Annotated in this window: 17 protein-coding genes; 12 read left to right on the top strand and 5 right to left on the bottom strand. The window is 65.4% G+C overall.

From position 1 onward, the window contains the following. Positions 1-82 precede the first annotated feature (82 nt). On the top strand, positions 83-883 hold the full coding sequence (locus tag T333_RS23810) for a DUF1460 domain-containing protein (RefSeq protein WP_496425887.1): 801 nt from the start codon (positions 83-85) through the stop codon (positions 881-883). Positions 884-902: 19 nt separating this feature from the next. Here T333_RS23810 and T333_RS23805 read toward each other — a convergent pair whose 3' ends face one another. Further along, positions 903-1,382: a nucleoside deaminase gene (locus tag T333_RS23805; RefSeq protein ID WP_496425886.1), complete on the bottom strand. Its 480-nt coding sequence runs from the start codon at positions 1,380-1,382 to the stop codon at positions 903-905. A 211-nt stretch (positions 1,383-1,593) separates the two neighbouring features. Then, complete coding sequence (locus tag T333_RS23800; RefSeq protein ID WP_496425885.1) at positions 1,594-2,424, bottom strand: helix-turn-helix transcriptional regulator; 831 nt, start codon at positions 2,422-2,424, stop codon at positions 1,594-1,596. Between the two features lie 77 nt (positions 2,425-2,501). On the opposite strand from T333_RS23800, the gene T333_RS23795 reads away from it, so the two are divergent. Beyond that, positions 2,502-3,257, top strand: coding sequence for a hypothetical protein (locus tag T333_RS23795; protein ID WP_496425884.1), 756 nt, complete (start codon positions 2,502-2,504; stop codon positions 3,255-3,257). Here T333_RS23795 and T333_RS23790 read toward each other — a convergent pair. Further along, entirely contained in the window at positions 3,242-3,649 is a 408-nt protein-coding gene (locus T333_RS23790; protein ID WP_355002335.1) for a VOC family protein, read from the bottom strand. The genes T333_RS23795 and T333_RS23790 overlap by 16 nt on opposite strands. 344 nt (positions 3,650-3,993) lie before the next feature. Here T333_RS23790 and T333_RS23785 point away from each other — a divergent pair, with 344 nt between their 5' ends. The 7 genes from T333_RS23785 (at position 3,994) to T333_RS23755 (ending at position 9,530) form a co-directional block, all read left to right on the top strand. After that, a complete protein-coding gene (locus tag T333_RS23785) occupies positions 3,994-5,520 on the top strand; it encodes a PucR family transcriptional regulator (protein ID WP_496425883.1) in 1,527 nt (508 codons plus the stop codon). Between the two features lie 362 nt (positions 5,521-5,882). Continuing rightward, positions 5,883-6,413 (top strand): GreA/GreB family elongation factor, encoded by a 531-nt coding sequence (locus T333_RS23780; protein ID WP_357248583.1) that lies wholly within the window; start codon positions 5,883-5,885, stop codon positions 6,411-6,413. Positions 6,414-6,428: 15 nt separating this feature from the next. Further along, on the top strand, positions 6,429-7,016 hold the full coding sequence (locus T333_RS23775; RefSeq protein WP_496425882.1) for a CBS domain-containing protein: 588 nt from the start codon (positions 6,429-6,431) through the stop codon (positions 7,014-7,016). A 509-nt stretch (positions 7,017-7,525) separates the two neighbouring features. After that, positions 7,526-8,011: a TraR/DksA C4-type zinc finger protein gene (locus tag T333_RS23770; protein WP_355002339.1), complete on the top strand. Its 486-nt coding sequence runs from the start codon at positions 7,526-7,528 to the stop codon at positions 8,009-8,011. Positions 8,012-8,263: 252 nt separating this feature from the next. Further along, the gene (locus T333_RS23765; protein WP_496425881.1) at positions 8,264-8,635 is read left to right on the top strand and encodes a hypothetical protein; all 372 of its coding nucleotides are present in this window, start codon (positions 8,264-8,266) and stop codon (positions 8,633-8,635) included. Positions 8,636-8,851: 216 nt separating this feature from the next. Beyond that, positions 8,852-9,220, top strand: a complete 369-nt coding sequence (locus tag T333_RS23760; RefSeq protein ID WP_496425880.1) for a nitroreductase/quinone reductase family protein — start codon at positions 8,852-8,854, stop codon at positions 9,218-9,220. 154 nt (positions 9,221-9,374) lie between these two features. Then, complete coding sequence (locus T333_RS23755) at positions 9,375-9,530, top strand: hypothetical protein (RefSeq protein ID WP_496425879.1); 156 nt, start codon at positions 9,375-9,377, stop codon at positions 9,528-9,530. Here the strand turns inward: T333_RS23755 and T333_RS23750 are convergent. Further along, positions 9,509-9,916: a winged helix-turn-helix transcriptional regulator gene (locus T333_RS23750; protein WP_357248595.1), complete on the bottom strand. Its 408-nt coding sequence runs from the start codon at positions 9,914-9,916 to the stop codon at positions 9,509-9,511. The genes T333_RS23755 and T333_RS23750 overlap by 22 nt on opposite strands. Positions 9,917-10,047: 131 nt before the next feature. Here T333_RS23750 and T333_RS23745 point away from each other — a divergent pair, with 131 nt between their 5' ends. Further along, complete coding sequence (locus T333_RS23745; protein WP_496425878.1) at positions 10,048-10,920, top strand: aldo/keto reductase family oxidoreductase; 873 nt, start codon at positions 10,048-10,050, stop codon at positions 10,918-10,920. A gap of 205 nt (positions 10,921-11,125) precedes the next feature. Here the strand turns inward: T333_RS23745 and T333_RS23740 are convergent, their stop codons facing one another. After that, positions 11,126-12,118, bottom strand: a complete 993-nt coding sequence (locus T333_RS23740) for a helix-turn-helix transcriptional regulator (protein ID WP_496425877.1) — start codon at positions 12,116-12,118, stop codon at positions 11,126-11,128. Between the two features lie 103 nt (positions 12,119-12,221). Here T333_RS23740 and T333_RS23735 point away from each other — a divergent pair, with 103 nt between their 5' ends. After that, on the top strand, positions 12,222-12,620 hold the full coding sequence (locus T333_RS23735) for a VOC family protein (protein ID WP_496426122.1): 399 nt from the start codon (positions 12,222-12,224) through the stop codon (positions 12,618-12,620). Positions 12,621-12,920: 300 nt separating this feature from the next. Beyond that, entirely contained in the window at positions 12,921-13,556 is a 636-nt protein-coding gene (locus T333_RS23730; RefSeq protein WP_496425876.1) for a DoxX family protein, read from the top strand. Positions 13,557-13,598 lie beyond the last annotated feature (42 nt).

Genomic DNA, 13,598 nt, shown 5'->3' with positions numbered 1-13,598 from the left:
AAATCTGTGACTTCGGGCCGGTGGGGGAGCCGGGCTACGGTGGGTACCGCACTCGTGCACCGATCGACCCTCGGGAGGCGTCTTGCGCACCATCGCCCGCGTACTGCTCGTTCTGCTGGCTCTCGCGTGCGGCATGGCGCCGACGCTGCCCGCGGCGGTGGGAGCGCCGAACATAGACGACGTCAGCGCGCGCAAGATCGATGAGCTGCTGACCTTGCGCGCGACTGTGCCCGGGGCGACCAAGGGGGAGCTGATCGAGTTGCTGTCGAGTCGCTTCCTCGGCACGCCGTATCAGGCGAACATGCTGGTCGGCTCCGCGACCCAACCGGAGCAGCTGGTCGTCGATCTGCGGCGGGTGGACTGCTTCACCTATCTCGACTACGTGGAGGCGCTGACCAGATCCGTCGATCGCGACCAGTTCGTGGCGAACCTGATCGAAACCCGCTACGCGGGTGGGCAAGTCGACTTCCGCAACCGCAAGCACTTCTTCACCGATTGGGCGCACACGCCGAGAATCGCCGCGACCGACATCACCGCGACCCTGACTTCCGCCGCGGTCACCGTCGGCAAGCAGCTCAACGCGAAAGGCGATGGGGGGACGTATCTTCCCGGGTTGCCGGTAGTCGCCCGCGACATCACCTACATTCCGAGCGCGGCGGTGGACGAGCACGTCATCGGACAGCTCCGCACCGGCGACTACATCGGCGCGTACGCCGACCAGCCCGGTTTGGACGTCACCCACGTCGGCATCTTCGTGATGACGCCGAACGGTCCGGTCTTCCGGAACGCGTCCTCGCTCGCCGCGAACAACCAAGTGGTGGATTCACCGTTGATCGATTACGTGCGGTCTACGCCGGGAATCGTGGTGCTCCGGCCGCAGTGACGTTCGGCGACTCCGCCGCTCAGGTTCGGGGCGTGCGGTGGAGGCGGTGCAGTTCGCGCATCGCGCCCGCCAGTTGGGGTGCGGGGCCGTCGGTGGGGATCCCCGGCGCGACCTCGTTGATCGGGAGTGAACGAACGGGGGCGGGTGGAACTCCCAGGTCGCTGAGCCATTCGGTTAGCTGCGCCGCCGAGCTGGCGTAGACGATCCGACCCAGACCGGCCCAGGCGTGGGCGGCCGAGCACATCGGGCAGTGCTCGCCGGAGGTGTAGACGGTCGCGGCCGCGCGGGCGGCGGGGTCGAGGTTGGCGATCGCCCAGTGGGCGAGCTCGAGCTCGGGATGCCGCGTCGGGTCGCCGCCACCTTCCTCGTTCCTTGCCTCCGCGACGATCCGGCCCCTGCTGACGAGCAGTGAGCCGAACGGCGCGTTCCCGGTGTCGAGCGCCTCCCGCGCCAAGTCCACGCAGCGCCGCAGGTAGCGGAGATCAGCATCGTCGACCATGCTCCGAGCCTAAGCGTCCGCATTGTTTGCCGGTGGTGAACTGTGGCTGATCCACGCGCTGTAGCAACCGGGTTGTTGACGCCGGTAGCTACCGAGGACCGGTGCAGGTCTCGGGAGAGCCACGCTTCATTGCACTATTTGGATATGCGCATCTATAGATGTTCGTGCCGCTGCACGAGCGGCCGGTAGTAATGCGCATGGAGGGGAGAGGTCAGTCCGACGTGCGCCGAGTGGCAGCAAGCGAGCCGAGCAGCGCCAGCGCCTCGGCACTCGGCGACGACGGCTCGGCGTGGTAGACGACCAGCTCCTGTCCGGGGCTGGAGCGCACGTCGAAGGTCTGCATGGTCAACTCGAGCGGTCCGACGTCGGGGTGATTGAACCGCTTGCGCGCCAACGCTTTCCCGCGTGCGTCGTGCCGGGCCCAGAGTTCGGTGAACTCGGGACTCGCGTCGAGCAGTTCGGTGAGCATTTGGCCGACGCGCGGATCATGCGGCGCCGCACCGTATCCCAAGCGGAAACCGGCGACGACGTTGCGGGCGACGGCGGACCAGTCGCGATAGAAGGTCCGCGCGGCCGGGTCGGTGAACACCAGCCGCAGCAGGTTGCGTGAATGACTCCAGCCGCAGAACAGTGCGTCGGCGATGGCGTTGGCGGCGAGGACGTCGTAGGCGCGGTTGTAGACGACCGCCGGATTGTGCGGCCAGGCGGCGACCAGTTCGAGCAGGCTCGGGTCGACGCGGTCGTCATCGGCTTCTCGGGTCCGCGGGCTCAGTCCGGCGAGCCGGAACAGGTGCTTGCGAGCGTCCTCGCCCAATTGAAGCGCCGCGGCCAGCGCATCGACGACCTGCGCCGACGGCCTGCGCTCCCGTCCTTGTTCGAGACGGGTGTAATAGTCAGCGCTGACCCCGGCGAGCAGCGCCACCTCCTCACGTCGCAGACCCGGCACGCGCCGATATCCGCCCGCCATTCGCAGGCCGGTTCGCGACGGTGCGACTTGTTCGCGCCGGGCCCGTAGATACGCGCCGAGTTCGGTACCGGTCATATCAGCATCGTAGGGCGCGGACGTCCCGGGTTCGGGGGTGCGTTACTCCCAGGAACGTTTCGGTCTGCCAAAGGGTGATGCAGGGCGGTTCACGACGGTTCGGGTACGGGAAAGTCGTTGGCACCCATCCGATTACCGGCGATGACGTTCTTGACCGGTATGCGTTGCGGGAGACCGAGGTTGCTGTTCTGTGTGAAGGGCGGGATCGGATCGTCAACGGGGAGTCGCAGACCACGATCGTCACCGACTGGAACGCTCGGGGAATCACCGCCTCCGAGGGCAAGCTGTGGCGGGTGGGCAAGCTCAGTGAATTGCTGCCGTTGGAGGCGTATGTCGTCTACGACCTGGGTGAGCACACCGACGCGAACGGGCAGCGGTGCGAGTGTCTGGACAACCCGGAGGGCAACGGCATTCGGGTGTATGAGTGTACCGGCACCCGGCACCCGGCACCCGGCACCCGGCACCCGGCATCGGGCGCGGTGGCCTGCTGTGTCACCCGCGCCGAGCATGACGACATGCGAGCGACGATCGGACTGAAGCAGAAACTGAAAGCGCTTCGTGCCGAACAGGATTCGTTGCGTGGCGCGCAAGCTCTCGCGGTGCTGGCCGATATCGGGTCCACACCGGGCGAGTCGCGTCAGGCCGTGGGATACGAAGGGTTCGCGCTGGCGGCACGAGGCTGCTGCGCGGCTGGTCGAGAAGGTCATCGTCGAACCCGCGCGGGTGTATGCCGCGAAATGGGTCGATCAGAACGGCAAGGCGTGGCGGTTCGACACCTCCTCGGTCGAGATCGTGTGGCGGGATCATCGGTCAGGAGTCATCGGAAGCGGTGATCGATTACCTCGCGTGGAAGCTGTTCGGGGGTCGGGTAGGTGATCAGCACGCGGCAACCATCCGGGTCGACGCCGTCGACGAAACTGATCCCGTTCGCGGTGCTGGTATGGGTACTGGGGTAGTGCGCGCGCATTCGGTGTTCGATGCGATCCAGTTCTGCTTTGCTGTCGGTGGACCAGATGAGGTGCACGACGCCCAGGTCACCGACGTAGCGCCTGGCAGGCATCCCGCTCACCCGTAGATACAGCTGGAAGCCTTCGGGTGTCAAGAGCAGCGCGGCGTCCGGCTCGTGAATCGAGACATGGCATTCGAGCACGTCGCAGTAGAAGCGGATCGAACGATCCAAATTCGACACTTCCAGCAAACACGACGCGGCACGCACAGTACCCATCTGGTTACCTTTCAGTAGCCTCGCCCAATCCCTACGCTATCTGTGCTGTGCTGGGCAAGCTGCTTCACGTCATCGAGCGCCGATAGCTGACATGGCGTCAAGAACGCCCACATCTCTCGAGCAGTCGTACTCGCCGATCTCCTTGCGCGACCGGACAGATCCGCCGAACCGTGACCGGCCGAGACGAGACACAGGCGGGCCGCGGAAGCCTCTCGCCGAACACAGCGCACGCGTCTACGGCTCGAGTCCATTATGGAAGGCGGTCCGGCGTCTTGGTCCACGACCTTCCTGGTCGGGTCGGGTCGTCTGATCGTGCTGACGTCGATTCGACACAGGAGCGGCCGATGGTGACATTGGATCGGTTGGCGAACATTCTGGGTGGTTACGGGGTCCGTTTGAGGTTGGGTTCGGTTCCTCGATCCACCCCATTGCGCAGCGTGGTGATCCACGGTGCCGATGAGGACGCCGCGGAAGTGGGTGATGTGCTGCTGGGGATCGGGGCACGCTCGGTCTCGGAGGTGGTGGACTGGGCAGTGTCGGCACGGGCTGTTGTCGCGCTTTTACGAGGGGGTGCGGAGACCGAGGACGAGCCGCGGGTCGAGGGTGTGGCGGTGATGGTGATCAGTCGCGAGGTGGCCTGGAGCGAGGTGGCCGCGGTGGTCTATGGGTTGGTGCTGGAAGGCCGTGAGACCGAGGCCGGGCGGGGCCCGACCGATCTGTTTGCCTTGGCCGACAATCTGGCCGACGCAGTCGAGGGGGCAGTGACGATCGAGGATCGTCAATCTCGGGTCCTGGCCTATTCCAGGGGGCCTCAGCAGCATCTCGACCCCGCATGGGTCGAGACGATCCTGGGCCGGGAGATGCCGCCGTGGTTGCGGGCTCTGTTGGATGCTCACGGTGTTTTCGCGCATTTGGCAGCCTCGGTAGAACCGTTGTTCGTTCCCGCGCAGGCGGAACGCGGTCTCACGGGGCGGATGGTCGTGGCGGTACGTGTGGGTCGGCAACTGCTGGGCTCGGTATGGGTGTCGTGCCCAGCACCGTTGCGGGGGGCTCGGCGCGCGGCTTTGGTCGATGGGGCGCGCACGGTGGCGCTGCACCTGTTGCGGTCGCGGGCCAGCGCGGACCTGGAGCGTCAGGTGGAATCCGACCTGGTGATCGGTTTGCTGGAGGGTGCCGCGGACGCGGCGACGGTGGCCAGCAGGCTGGGGTTGGCGTTGGAGAGTTTGCGGGTGATCGCGCTGCGAGCTCGGATCGGCGACGAGCAGCATGCCGCACTGCTGCAGGTCTTCGAACGCGCGACAACAGGATTCGGCTGGTCACGTCCGAGTCGCAGCGCCCTGGTCGGCGACACTATCTACACCGTGCTGCCCGCTGATCAAGCGGTGACGGCGCGCCGCTGGATGAGCGAGCTGCAGACGGCGCTGCCCGAGCGGATGACAGTGCTGGCCGGTATCAGCGGTGTTGCCCGGGCCACGGAGTTGGCGTTGGCGCGTCAAGAGGCTGAGGAATGCCTGGCGCTGCACGAGGCACGCTCGGCGGATACCGCACCGCCTGCTTATGACGAGTCGTGGGACGAAATCTTGCTGCAACGCCTTCGTACCGCAGGGCTTTCCGGGCGCACCCCCGCACGGGGGCCGGTGTCGGAGTTGCAGCGCCACGACCGCGCGAACTCCACCCAGTATGTGGCGACTCTGCGCGCCTGGTTGCAGTCCCAAGGCGACCCCGCCGAGGCGGGCGCCCTACTCGGCGTGCACGAAAACACCATCCGTAACCGGCTGCGCAAGATGGCCGAGGTGACCACCCTCGACCTGGACGATCCCCGCAAACGCCTGGCGATGATGATCGAACTCGCCGCCACCGACAACGTCTGACAACCCTGCGCTGTGCCCTCGCCACAATCTCGACGCCTCGATTGTCGGAAGAGCGCAACTGATCACCTCGGCAGCCACGCCATCATTGGAGGTGTGAGCAGAAGTCGCAGGTAGGAGCAGCGAAATGGTGGGCATCGATCAGATCGACAACCGACCGTGGCCAGCCATCGTCGTCAACACACCCTACGGACCTGACGCGCCGCGCGAATCCGATCGCTGATTCGGCACTGACCCGCGTAGCCGTGGGTCCGAGCGACTGAAAAACCCGGCCCGCTCTCAGAGCCCGCGCGTTGTCAGGGGCGGTACGCCGCCCTGGCCCGCCCCTGCCGATACCTCCCGGCCCCAGCAGGAAGGAAACCTACATGACCAGCACCGCAGGCGTCTGGATGACCCCTCGAGCCTATGACCGGCTTCGGACCGAATTACTCGAGCTCCACGCGCAACGCGACGCCGAAATGTCTGATGAGGGCAGTGACGACTACGCACTGGGCCAGGCTCTGCGTTCCGCGCGCCAAGCACGTATCCGCCGGATCCACCAGCTGCTGAGCAACGCCCTCATCGGTCAGAACCCGCCCGACGACGGAGTAGCCGAACCCGGCATGGTCTTGACCGTCCGCTACGACGACACCGGAGAGGTCGAAACGTTCCTGCTCGCGGTACGCGAGGCCCAAGACAGCGAGATGGAGGTCTACTCCACGCACTCGCCACTGGGCAGCGCCATCGCCGGAGCGCGACCGGGCGAACGCCGCACCTACCGCGCCCCCACCGGCGCCACCATGGCAGTGACGCTGCTACGCGCGGTCCCCTACCTGCTGACCGACCCAGCCTCCGGCGAGCACGAGGACAGCCCAACCATGGATCTGTCCTCTCGCGCCGAGCTAGCAGCCAGTTGAACGGAGTTGAACGGAATGAAGGACATGCAGGTGAGCGAGGTGATGCAACGACCGATCATCGCCTTGCGGCACAACAACACAGTACGCGAGGCGGCGCTGATGCTTGCCGAACTGGGTTACGCGGCGTTGCCTGTTCTCGACCAGAACGATCGCCTCGTTGGGATACTCAACAGCGGTGACCTCTTGCGGGCCGGTGAACTCGATGACACCGTCGCCGCGGTGATGACCACGCCGGCGGTGTCGGTGCCCGGTGGCGCGGCACTGGCCGAGGCCTTGAACAGGCTGATTGCGCACGGACTTCGCAGTCTGCCGGTCGTCGATGCCGACAGCCGCGTGGTCGGCATGTTCAGCCGCGGCGACGCGTTGCGAATCATGCTCACTCCCGACGACACACTCGCTGCCGAGGCACAGAATCGCCTCGATCAATACACCGGCGCACGGCGCTGGCGTGTCACCGTCGATGAAGCCGACGCCACCATCTGCGGCCGGTTCGCCGACGAATCCGAACGGCGCATCGCCATCGCCCTGACCCGCACAGTGCCCGGCATCCGCACCGCAACTATCGCGACCACACCGGCCGCTGCGGTCACATCCGTGCATTGACCTGACAATCACGACAGCGGACAAGCGGTTCAGCATGAGCGTAATCCCTGTCCGCCTGATCGGATCCACGCCCGCGCGGCTGCTGCGCCGTGCCCGCTGCCCGGTCACCGTCGTGCCTTGACAGCGGCGCCGTCGACCTCGTGAGCCGATCGGGTGGAGCACCCACGGCTGGCGGCGCCGATAAGTGCCTGGGCGCTACACGGGGGACGTTCCGCGGATCGTGTCACTCGGCGTACGACCCTGCCTTGGGCGACATCTTGCTGCAGCGTCTGAAGACGGCGCGCGGGCAAGCAGGCCCCCCGGAGCGTGGAGAAATCGGACAAGTTACGCACCGACAATTGGCGCAGCCGGACAAGCGCAGCCATCCGGTGTAAACGATCCTGGGGTTGTCAGCGAATATTCCGATCGCGTGGAGGTGGTTATGCACCGGGCGCCGCCAGGGCGGTCCCTTCCTTCTCACGTGACCACATCTCGAACAACTTTCCAAACCATCAGCCCCGGAGATCCGGATGACCTACGCACACCCCATCTCACCCGCACGCCTCAACGATCACCTGCCCGCCCTGCACGCCAGACTGAACCAGCAACGCCGCTTCCGCCTGCAGCAGTTGGCAGAACTCGAAGCCGAACTCGACCGCGCCGCACCCACGAACGCGGCTGATGCCGCCAGGCGTGATGTCACCATCAAGTTGGCCAAGGCAGCACTACAAGCGTTGGCCGACATCGAGAACACGCTCACGCTCATCGCTACAGGCCGTTACGGCCGTTGCCGCCGCTGTCACGCCGAGATACCGATTCACCTGCTGCAGACCATCCCTGCTACCCAGTGGTGCCTGGATTGCCGAAGGCATGTCCCTGCCTCCGACGGTTCCCGCCCGATACGCCGCCAGCCGCCCCGCGCAGCCGTCCGAACGCCGCGACGCGACTTGCTCGTACACGCCCGAGGCCACACCCGACCATTGAGCAAGCGCCTCAGCCAGACCGCTCTCGAGTAGATCCTGTATTGCCGCTGAGCGCTCGGCTGCGCTAACGGGCCGACGTCGCGCTGGGAGGCCCCTCATGCCGGTGAGCGCGCCCGATCATCGGTGCGCTGGCGCGCCGAGAAGGGCAGGCGCCGTTTACAAGTCGGAGTCGACCTGGTCAGCTTCCGTCGATTACCCCGTCCAGCGCCGCACGTGCCACATCAATGAACTCGTGATGCGCGGCCATGTAGCTCAGTCCAGTCGCTTCGGCGCCCGGGCTCGTTCATGAGCGTCTTCTGCCGCAGCCGCGTGTGCCTGGCCAAATTCTCGAACCTCTCGGACCAAGTCGGCCTGCACTTCGATCAGTTTGCGAGCTGCCTCAGCCACGCCCGATGGGCCTTCGAGCAAGACCCTGTTGCCGCGTTGTTCCGCGTCTTCGAACAGATGCCGGACCTCCGCTACCCGCGCTTGCTGAAGAGGTACAGGTTCGGTCGCGGCGGCCCGGCGGTCGCGGAAATACAGCTGAATGGCTCGGTCTGCGGCGTCGACGGCATCGAGGAAGTCGAGGTAGGCGGATTGGCGGCGTTCACGTCGCCAATTCAGTCAGCGCCCAGGAGGTATTTCGAGTGCCAGACAGGCTGTCCGACCGCGCGATAGGCGGCTAGCGGACGTTCATTGTGGATGAAGAAGATCGCTGTCGTCAGAACTGCCGGAGCGCACCGTTTGCGGTCGAGGCCGATCGACCCGACCAGTCGGCCCGGATGGTTTGTCAGAACCTACTCGGCTTTCGCTGCCGCTCGCCTGCCGAGGTTCATCTCCCGTCGCATCGCATGGAAACTCGATCCGCTGTTACTGCGACTCACGCGTGGCCGCATGGCAACAACCCTCATCTTCCCGACTGCGATCCTCGAGACCGAGGGCGCCAGGACGAAAGCTCCGCGACGCAACGCCCTCATCTACTTCCTGGACGGTGATCGCCTTGTCATCGTGGCGTCCAACGCGGGCAGCGCGACCAATCCCGGTTGGTACTACAACCTTCTGTCCAATCCCGATGTCGTATTCGCTGGGGCCCCGATGCGGGCGACCGTGATCCACGACGAGGCCGAGCGCCAACGACTCTGGACCATCGCCGATCGGGTCTTCCCGGCGTACATCTCATACCGCCGGGAGGCGGACCAGGCGGGCCGAACCATCCCGATCATTCAACTGACCTCGACGAGATCTGGTCGACCCGCCTTCTGAAAGACTGCCGCAACACGACACCGAAGTCTCTGTCCAGCTGGTGCAGATGCTCGCTCATCGGCATGGTGGTGCACTCGGCCGGCCCAGGTCGGCGATCCGAACTTGTAAGCGGCTATTACAGGATGGCCGCCCCAGGACCGTGCCGCAACGCTCTTTGGCAAAGTTGTCGTCTGCCGTCGGCAACAACGTCGGCAAGCGCGCGCTGTTCACCGCCGAGGAGCGGATCGCCGTGGCCCGCAAGGTCACTGGCGAATATTTTGAGCGTTCGTGCAAGCATCCGCGGCTTGATCAGGCGGTGCCGGTGTCGTAGCTGGCTCGGTTGTCGAGCACGTCGTCCATGTGTATCTCGGCCCAGCTCTTCACCCCACGCATCATCTGGCGCAGTGAGAGGCCGAGTTCGGTCAACTCGTAGCAGACCGTGACGGGCACGGTCGGCGTCACGGTGCGGGTGATCAGACCGTCTCGTTCCAAGGAGCGCAATGTCTGGGTCAGCATCTTCTGGCTGACGCCGGCCAGTTGGCGGGACAGCTCCGAATAGCGCATCGAACCACCGTCACCGCCGAGCGCACACAGGATCAGCGTGACCCATTTGTTGGAGATCCGGTCGAGCAGTTGGCGGCTCGGGCATGCCGCCAGGAACGCGTCGTATTGCGCCTTGGTCTGTGCCCGTTTCTGCGCCGCTGTCTGTGTTGCCATCGACCGCTCCTGTGATCCGCGAGTGCATTACGCACTTCGAGGTGCGTACTTCCCATCAGAGAGTTACACCTCCATTCTGGAGCAACGTTCGGTTGTGCACCACTAACCAGCTCGATACGAAAGGCACAGTCATGGGCATGCAGTCCACCGCGCTTCCCGGCGGTACTTGGTCCCTGGGGGATCTGACCGTCAGCAGATTCGGTTACGGCGCAATGCAATTGGCCGGTCCGGGGGTCTTGGGGCCACCGGCCGACCACGACGGCGCACTCGCGGTCCTTCGCGAGGTGGTGGACCTGGGCATCACCCACATCGACACCGCCGATGCCTACGGACCGCATATCACCAACCGGCTGATCCGGCAGGCGCTGCACCCCTACCCCGAATCACTGCACATCGTGACCAAGGTCGGCGCGATCCGTGACCGGCAGGGCGGCTGGCCCCCAGCCCGAGAGCCCGACGATCTGCGCCGCGCCATCGACGACAACCTCGAAACCCTCGGCGTCGAGGTGCTCGACCTGGTCAACCTCCGACTCGGCGATGCCCAGGGGACCCGATCCGGCTCGCTCGCGGCGGCGTTCGAGACGCTCGTCGAACTCCAGCAACAGGGGCTGATCCGGCACCTCGGGGTCAGCAACGCGACCACCGAGCAGGTCGCACAGGCGCAGTCGATCGCCCCGATCGTGTGCGTGCAGAACATGTACAACCTGGCCTACCGCCACGACGACGAGCTGATCGACCGGCTCGCCGACGAAGGCATCGCCTACGTTCCCTTCTTCCCGCTCGGCGGATTCAGTCCCCTTCAGTCCTCGGCACTTTCGGCCGTAGCCGCCAGGCTGGACGCGACGCCGATGGCAGTCGCTCTGGCCTGGCTGCTACAGCGGTCGCCGAACATCCTGTTGATCCCGGGTACCTCCTCGGTCGCGCATCTGCGCGAGAATGTCGTCGGCGCGAAATTGCCGCTCTCCGATGAGGACCTCGTCGAACTGGACAAGATCGGCCACTAGCCACCGATCCGCTTTCACCGCAGCCAAACAACAAGGCAGGAAAAGCGTCCCATCGCCGACAGCCGACTGCACACCATTCGGCTAGTTGGAGGCTGGTGCCAGGGTCAACCGAGATTTCACCCCGGCGAGCAGGGCCGACTGCGCACTCCTAAGGCCCGGAACAGCCCGCGCGATCAGCGGCTTTACCGAGCGTCCGGGCTGCTACCTATGGGTTTTGGTATCGGCCGTCGGCGGCCGCGGTGAGTCGGCGGGCCAGGGCGCGTACCTCGTCGTTGAGTGTGTCGGGGTGCTCGATGATGAACGGGCGGTTCAGGCCGGCGAGCAGGGCGGGAATCCAGTCGAGTTGTTCGGCGCGGATTCGGATCCGGACCCACGGTTCGGTGTCAGCGGGCTGCGAGTCGATCTCATGCACGGTCGCGATCGTCGCAGGGAGCAGCGGGCGGACCTGAGTGAGTATCCCCATGACTCGGATCGATACCTCGTGCCGATAGGGCGCGTTGGCCAATGCGGACAGCAGATGAGCGGCTGGCTCGAATCCGGCAGGCGGAGCGAACGTTCCGGGCTGTGTGCTCACCGCGGTGATGCGGTCCAGCCGGAACTGGCGTAGTTCGTCGCTGTTGCTGTCCATTCCTGTCAGATACCACCGGCCGGAGTGGTCGACGAGCCCGTAGGGGTGCACGGTCCGTTGGCTGGACCGCCCGTTTCGGTCGGTGTACCCGATTGCGACCGGTCGGTGCTCGCGGGTGGCCTCGGCGAGCCGGAGCAGGACGGGGGTCTCGACAGCCACTTCCGGGCGCGCGTCGGCGGTGAATTCGACGGTGTCGATCAGTGCGTCCAGTCGGGCGGTCAGACGTGGGGGTAAGACGCGGCGGAGTTTGGCCGTCGCGCTGTCGGCTGCGCGGGCGGCCGCTGTCGGCCGGTCGGCGCCGAGGCTGGTGAGGAGCCCGAGTAACACGGCCACCGCCTCGTCGTCGGTCAGCATCAGCGGTGGCATGCGGTATCCGGGAGCGAGCCGGTATCCCCCGTAGCGGCCCCGCACCGACAGGACCGGGATATCCAGGTCGGTGAGATGGGTGACGTATCGCCTGACGGTGCGTTCATCGACGCCGAGCCGTCCGGCGAGTTCGCCGACGGTATGAGTACCGCCGGTCTGCAACAGCTCGAGCAGGGCCAGCACTCGGGCGGTGGGGCGCGTCATCGGGGAATTCTCGCATCCATACTGGGCGGAAACTGTCCGGTATCGGCTCTACCGTGGCGTGCGGCGGTGGAACCCCCGCCTCATCCGACAGCAGGAGCACACAATGAAGCTCGTCTCGATCCGTCTGATCACTGACGACATCCAGCGGCTGGTCAGTTTCTATCGCCACGTGACCGGCGTCGAAGCACACTGGGCTACACCGGATTTCGCCGAAATCGTCACACCGGCCGGCACCCTCGCGATCGGAAGCACCCGCACCGTGGCGCTGTTCGCGGCAGGCAGCGCGCACCCAGCCGACAATCACACGGCGATCATCGAATTCCTGGTCCCCGACGTCGATGCCGATTACCGGCGGTTGCGAGATACGGTCGAGGATTTCGTCAACGAGCCCACGACGATGCCGTGGGGGAACCGGTCTTTGCTGCTTCGCGATCCAGACGGCAATCTGATCAACCTCTTCACCCCGGTCACCGCGCAGGCCGCCGCGAAGTTCGCCGGTTGACATCGGGGCTGCTGCACGAACAGGGACAGTGGTGACCTGCCCCGCCGATTGGGTTCCGGTCGAGGTGGCAGCGGTGATGGGTGTCTCTGATCGACTCATCGAGAGTGACCCGGGCGGCGGGATCCTCCGGGGTGGAACTGTCGAGCCATTCCGACCGGCTCGGTACCGGCTCTGGAATCCATTCGCCCACGTACGCCTGACATTCCGGACGGCTGTGTCGTCGGAAGGTCGTGACACTGTCAGCAAAGCAGGAGTTCGGAAAATGATCAGAATCGGCATCATTCTCGGCAGGAGTTGACCATGGCCATGACCAACGTTTTCCAGCGTGCAACCGATGAGAAGTCAGCCACCGTCGCACGAAACAACCGGAACTCGAGCCGGATCCGATCCATCGCCTTTTGGGTCACCACGCTCGTCATCGTCTTCGAATTGGTTGCGGGATCGGTGTGGAACCTTGTGCCGATCGAATGGATAGAAATCCAGTTGCAGCATCTGGGATACCCGCACTTTCTCGCCTACGTGCTGGGTGCGTGGCAGGTCGGCGCCGCCGTCGCGATCATCGCGCCCGGTCTCCCCCTGATCAAGGAGTGGGCGTACGCGGGCGCCATTTTCCTGTGGTCGGGTGCCGTTGCGTCCCATCTGGCAGTCGGTGACGGTATCGAGTCGTGGTCGGGGGCAATGATGTTCGCGATCTGCGCCATCGTGTCGTGGATGCTGAGACCGGCCGACCGGCGGCTCCCGCGGACGCGCCTACGTCGGGACCGCACTGCTGACGCTGGACAGGACGGGGCGCGTTTGCCGGAATTCAGTGTTCGAGGTTGGGCCGTTGCGATCGGGCTCCTCGTTGTTCTGTATGCGGTTTCGTTCCTCACGCTGCCCGTAGTCGAAGACGTCATGCACGAGAACGCGATTCAGCTCGGCTGGATCGAGGACTAGCGTTGCCCGCCGTAAGTTCGGGGGTCGCGAACTGATTGCCGA

The organism is Nocardia sp. CNS-044 (assembly GCF_059570515.1).
This window is presented reverse-complemented; position numbering and strand designations above follow the sequence as displayed.

What these genes read in the sequence shown, in the direction of transcription:
- T333_RS23805 (WP_496425886.1), bottom strand. Translation starts at nt 1,382, where the DNA reads ATGGTCGACGATGCTGATCTCCGCTACCTGCGGCGCTGCGTGGACTTG.
- T333_RS23800 (WP_496425885.1), bottom strand. Translation starts at nt 2,424, where the DNA reads ATGACCGGTACCGAACTCGGCGCGTATCTACGGGCCCGGCGCGAACAA.
- T333_RS23795 (WP_496425884.1), top strand. Translation starts at nt 2,502, where the DNA reads ATGCAGGGCGGTTCACGACGGTTCGGGTACGGGAAAGTCGTTGGCACC.
- T333_RS23790 (WP_355002335.1), bottom strand. Translation starts at nt 3,649, where the DNA reads ATGGGTACTGTGCGTGCCGCGTCGTGTTTGCTGGAAGTGTCGAATTTG.
- T333_RS23785 (WP_496425883.1), top strand. Translation starts at nt 3,994, where the DNA reads ATGGTGACATTGGATCGGTTGGCGAACATTCTGGGTGGTTACGGGGTC.
- T333_RS23780 (WP_357248583.1), top strand. Translation starts at nt 5,883, where the DNA reads ATGACCAGCACCGCAGGCGTCTGGATGACCCCTCGAGCCTATGACCGG.
- T333_RS23775 (WP_496425882.1), top strand. Translation starts at nt 6,429, where the DNA reads ATGAAGGACATGCAGGTGAGCGAGGTGATGCAACGACCGATCATCGCC.
- T333_RS23770 (WP_355002339.1), top strand. Translation starts at nt 7,526, where the DNA reads ATGACCTACGCACACCCCATCTCACCCGCACGCCTCAACGATCACCTG.
- T333_RS23765 (WP_496425881.1), top strand. Translation starts at nt 8,264, where the DNA reads ATGAGCGTCTTCTGCCGCAGCCGCGTGTGCCTGGCCAAATTCTCGAAC.
- T333_RS23760 (WP_496425880.1), top strand. Translation starts at nt 8,852, where the DNA reads ATGGCAACAACCCTCATCTTCCCGACTGCGATCCTCGAGACCGAGGGC.
- T333_RS23750 (WP_357248595.1), bottom strand. Translation starts at nt 9,916, where the DNA reads ATGGCAACACAGACAGCGGCGCAGAAACGGGCACAGACCAAGGCGCAA.
- T333_RS23745 (WP_496425878.1), top strand. Translation starts at nt 10,048, where the DNA reads ATGGGCATGCAGTCCACCGCGCTTCCCGGCGGTACTTGGTCCCTGGGG.
- T333_RS23740 (WP_496425877.1), bottom strand. Translation starts at nt 12,118, where the DNA reads ATGACGCGCCCCACCGCCCGAGTGCTGGCCCTGCTCGAGCTGTTGCAG.
- T333_RS23735 (WP_496426122.1), top strand. Translation starts at nt 12,222, where the DNA reads ATGAAGCTCGTCTCGATCCGTCTGATCACTGACGACATCCAGCGGCTG.
- T333_RS23730 (WP_496425876.1), top strand. Translation starts at nt 12,921, where the DNA reads ATGGCCATGACCAACGTTTTCCAGCGTGCAACCGATGAGAAGTCAGCC.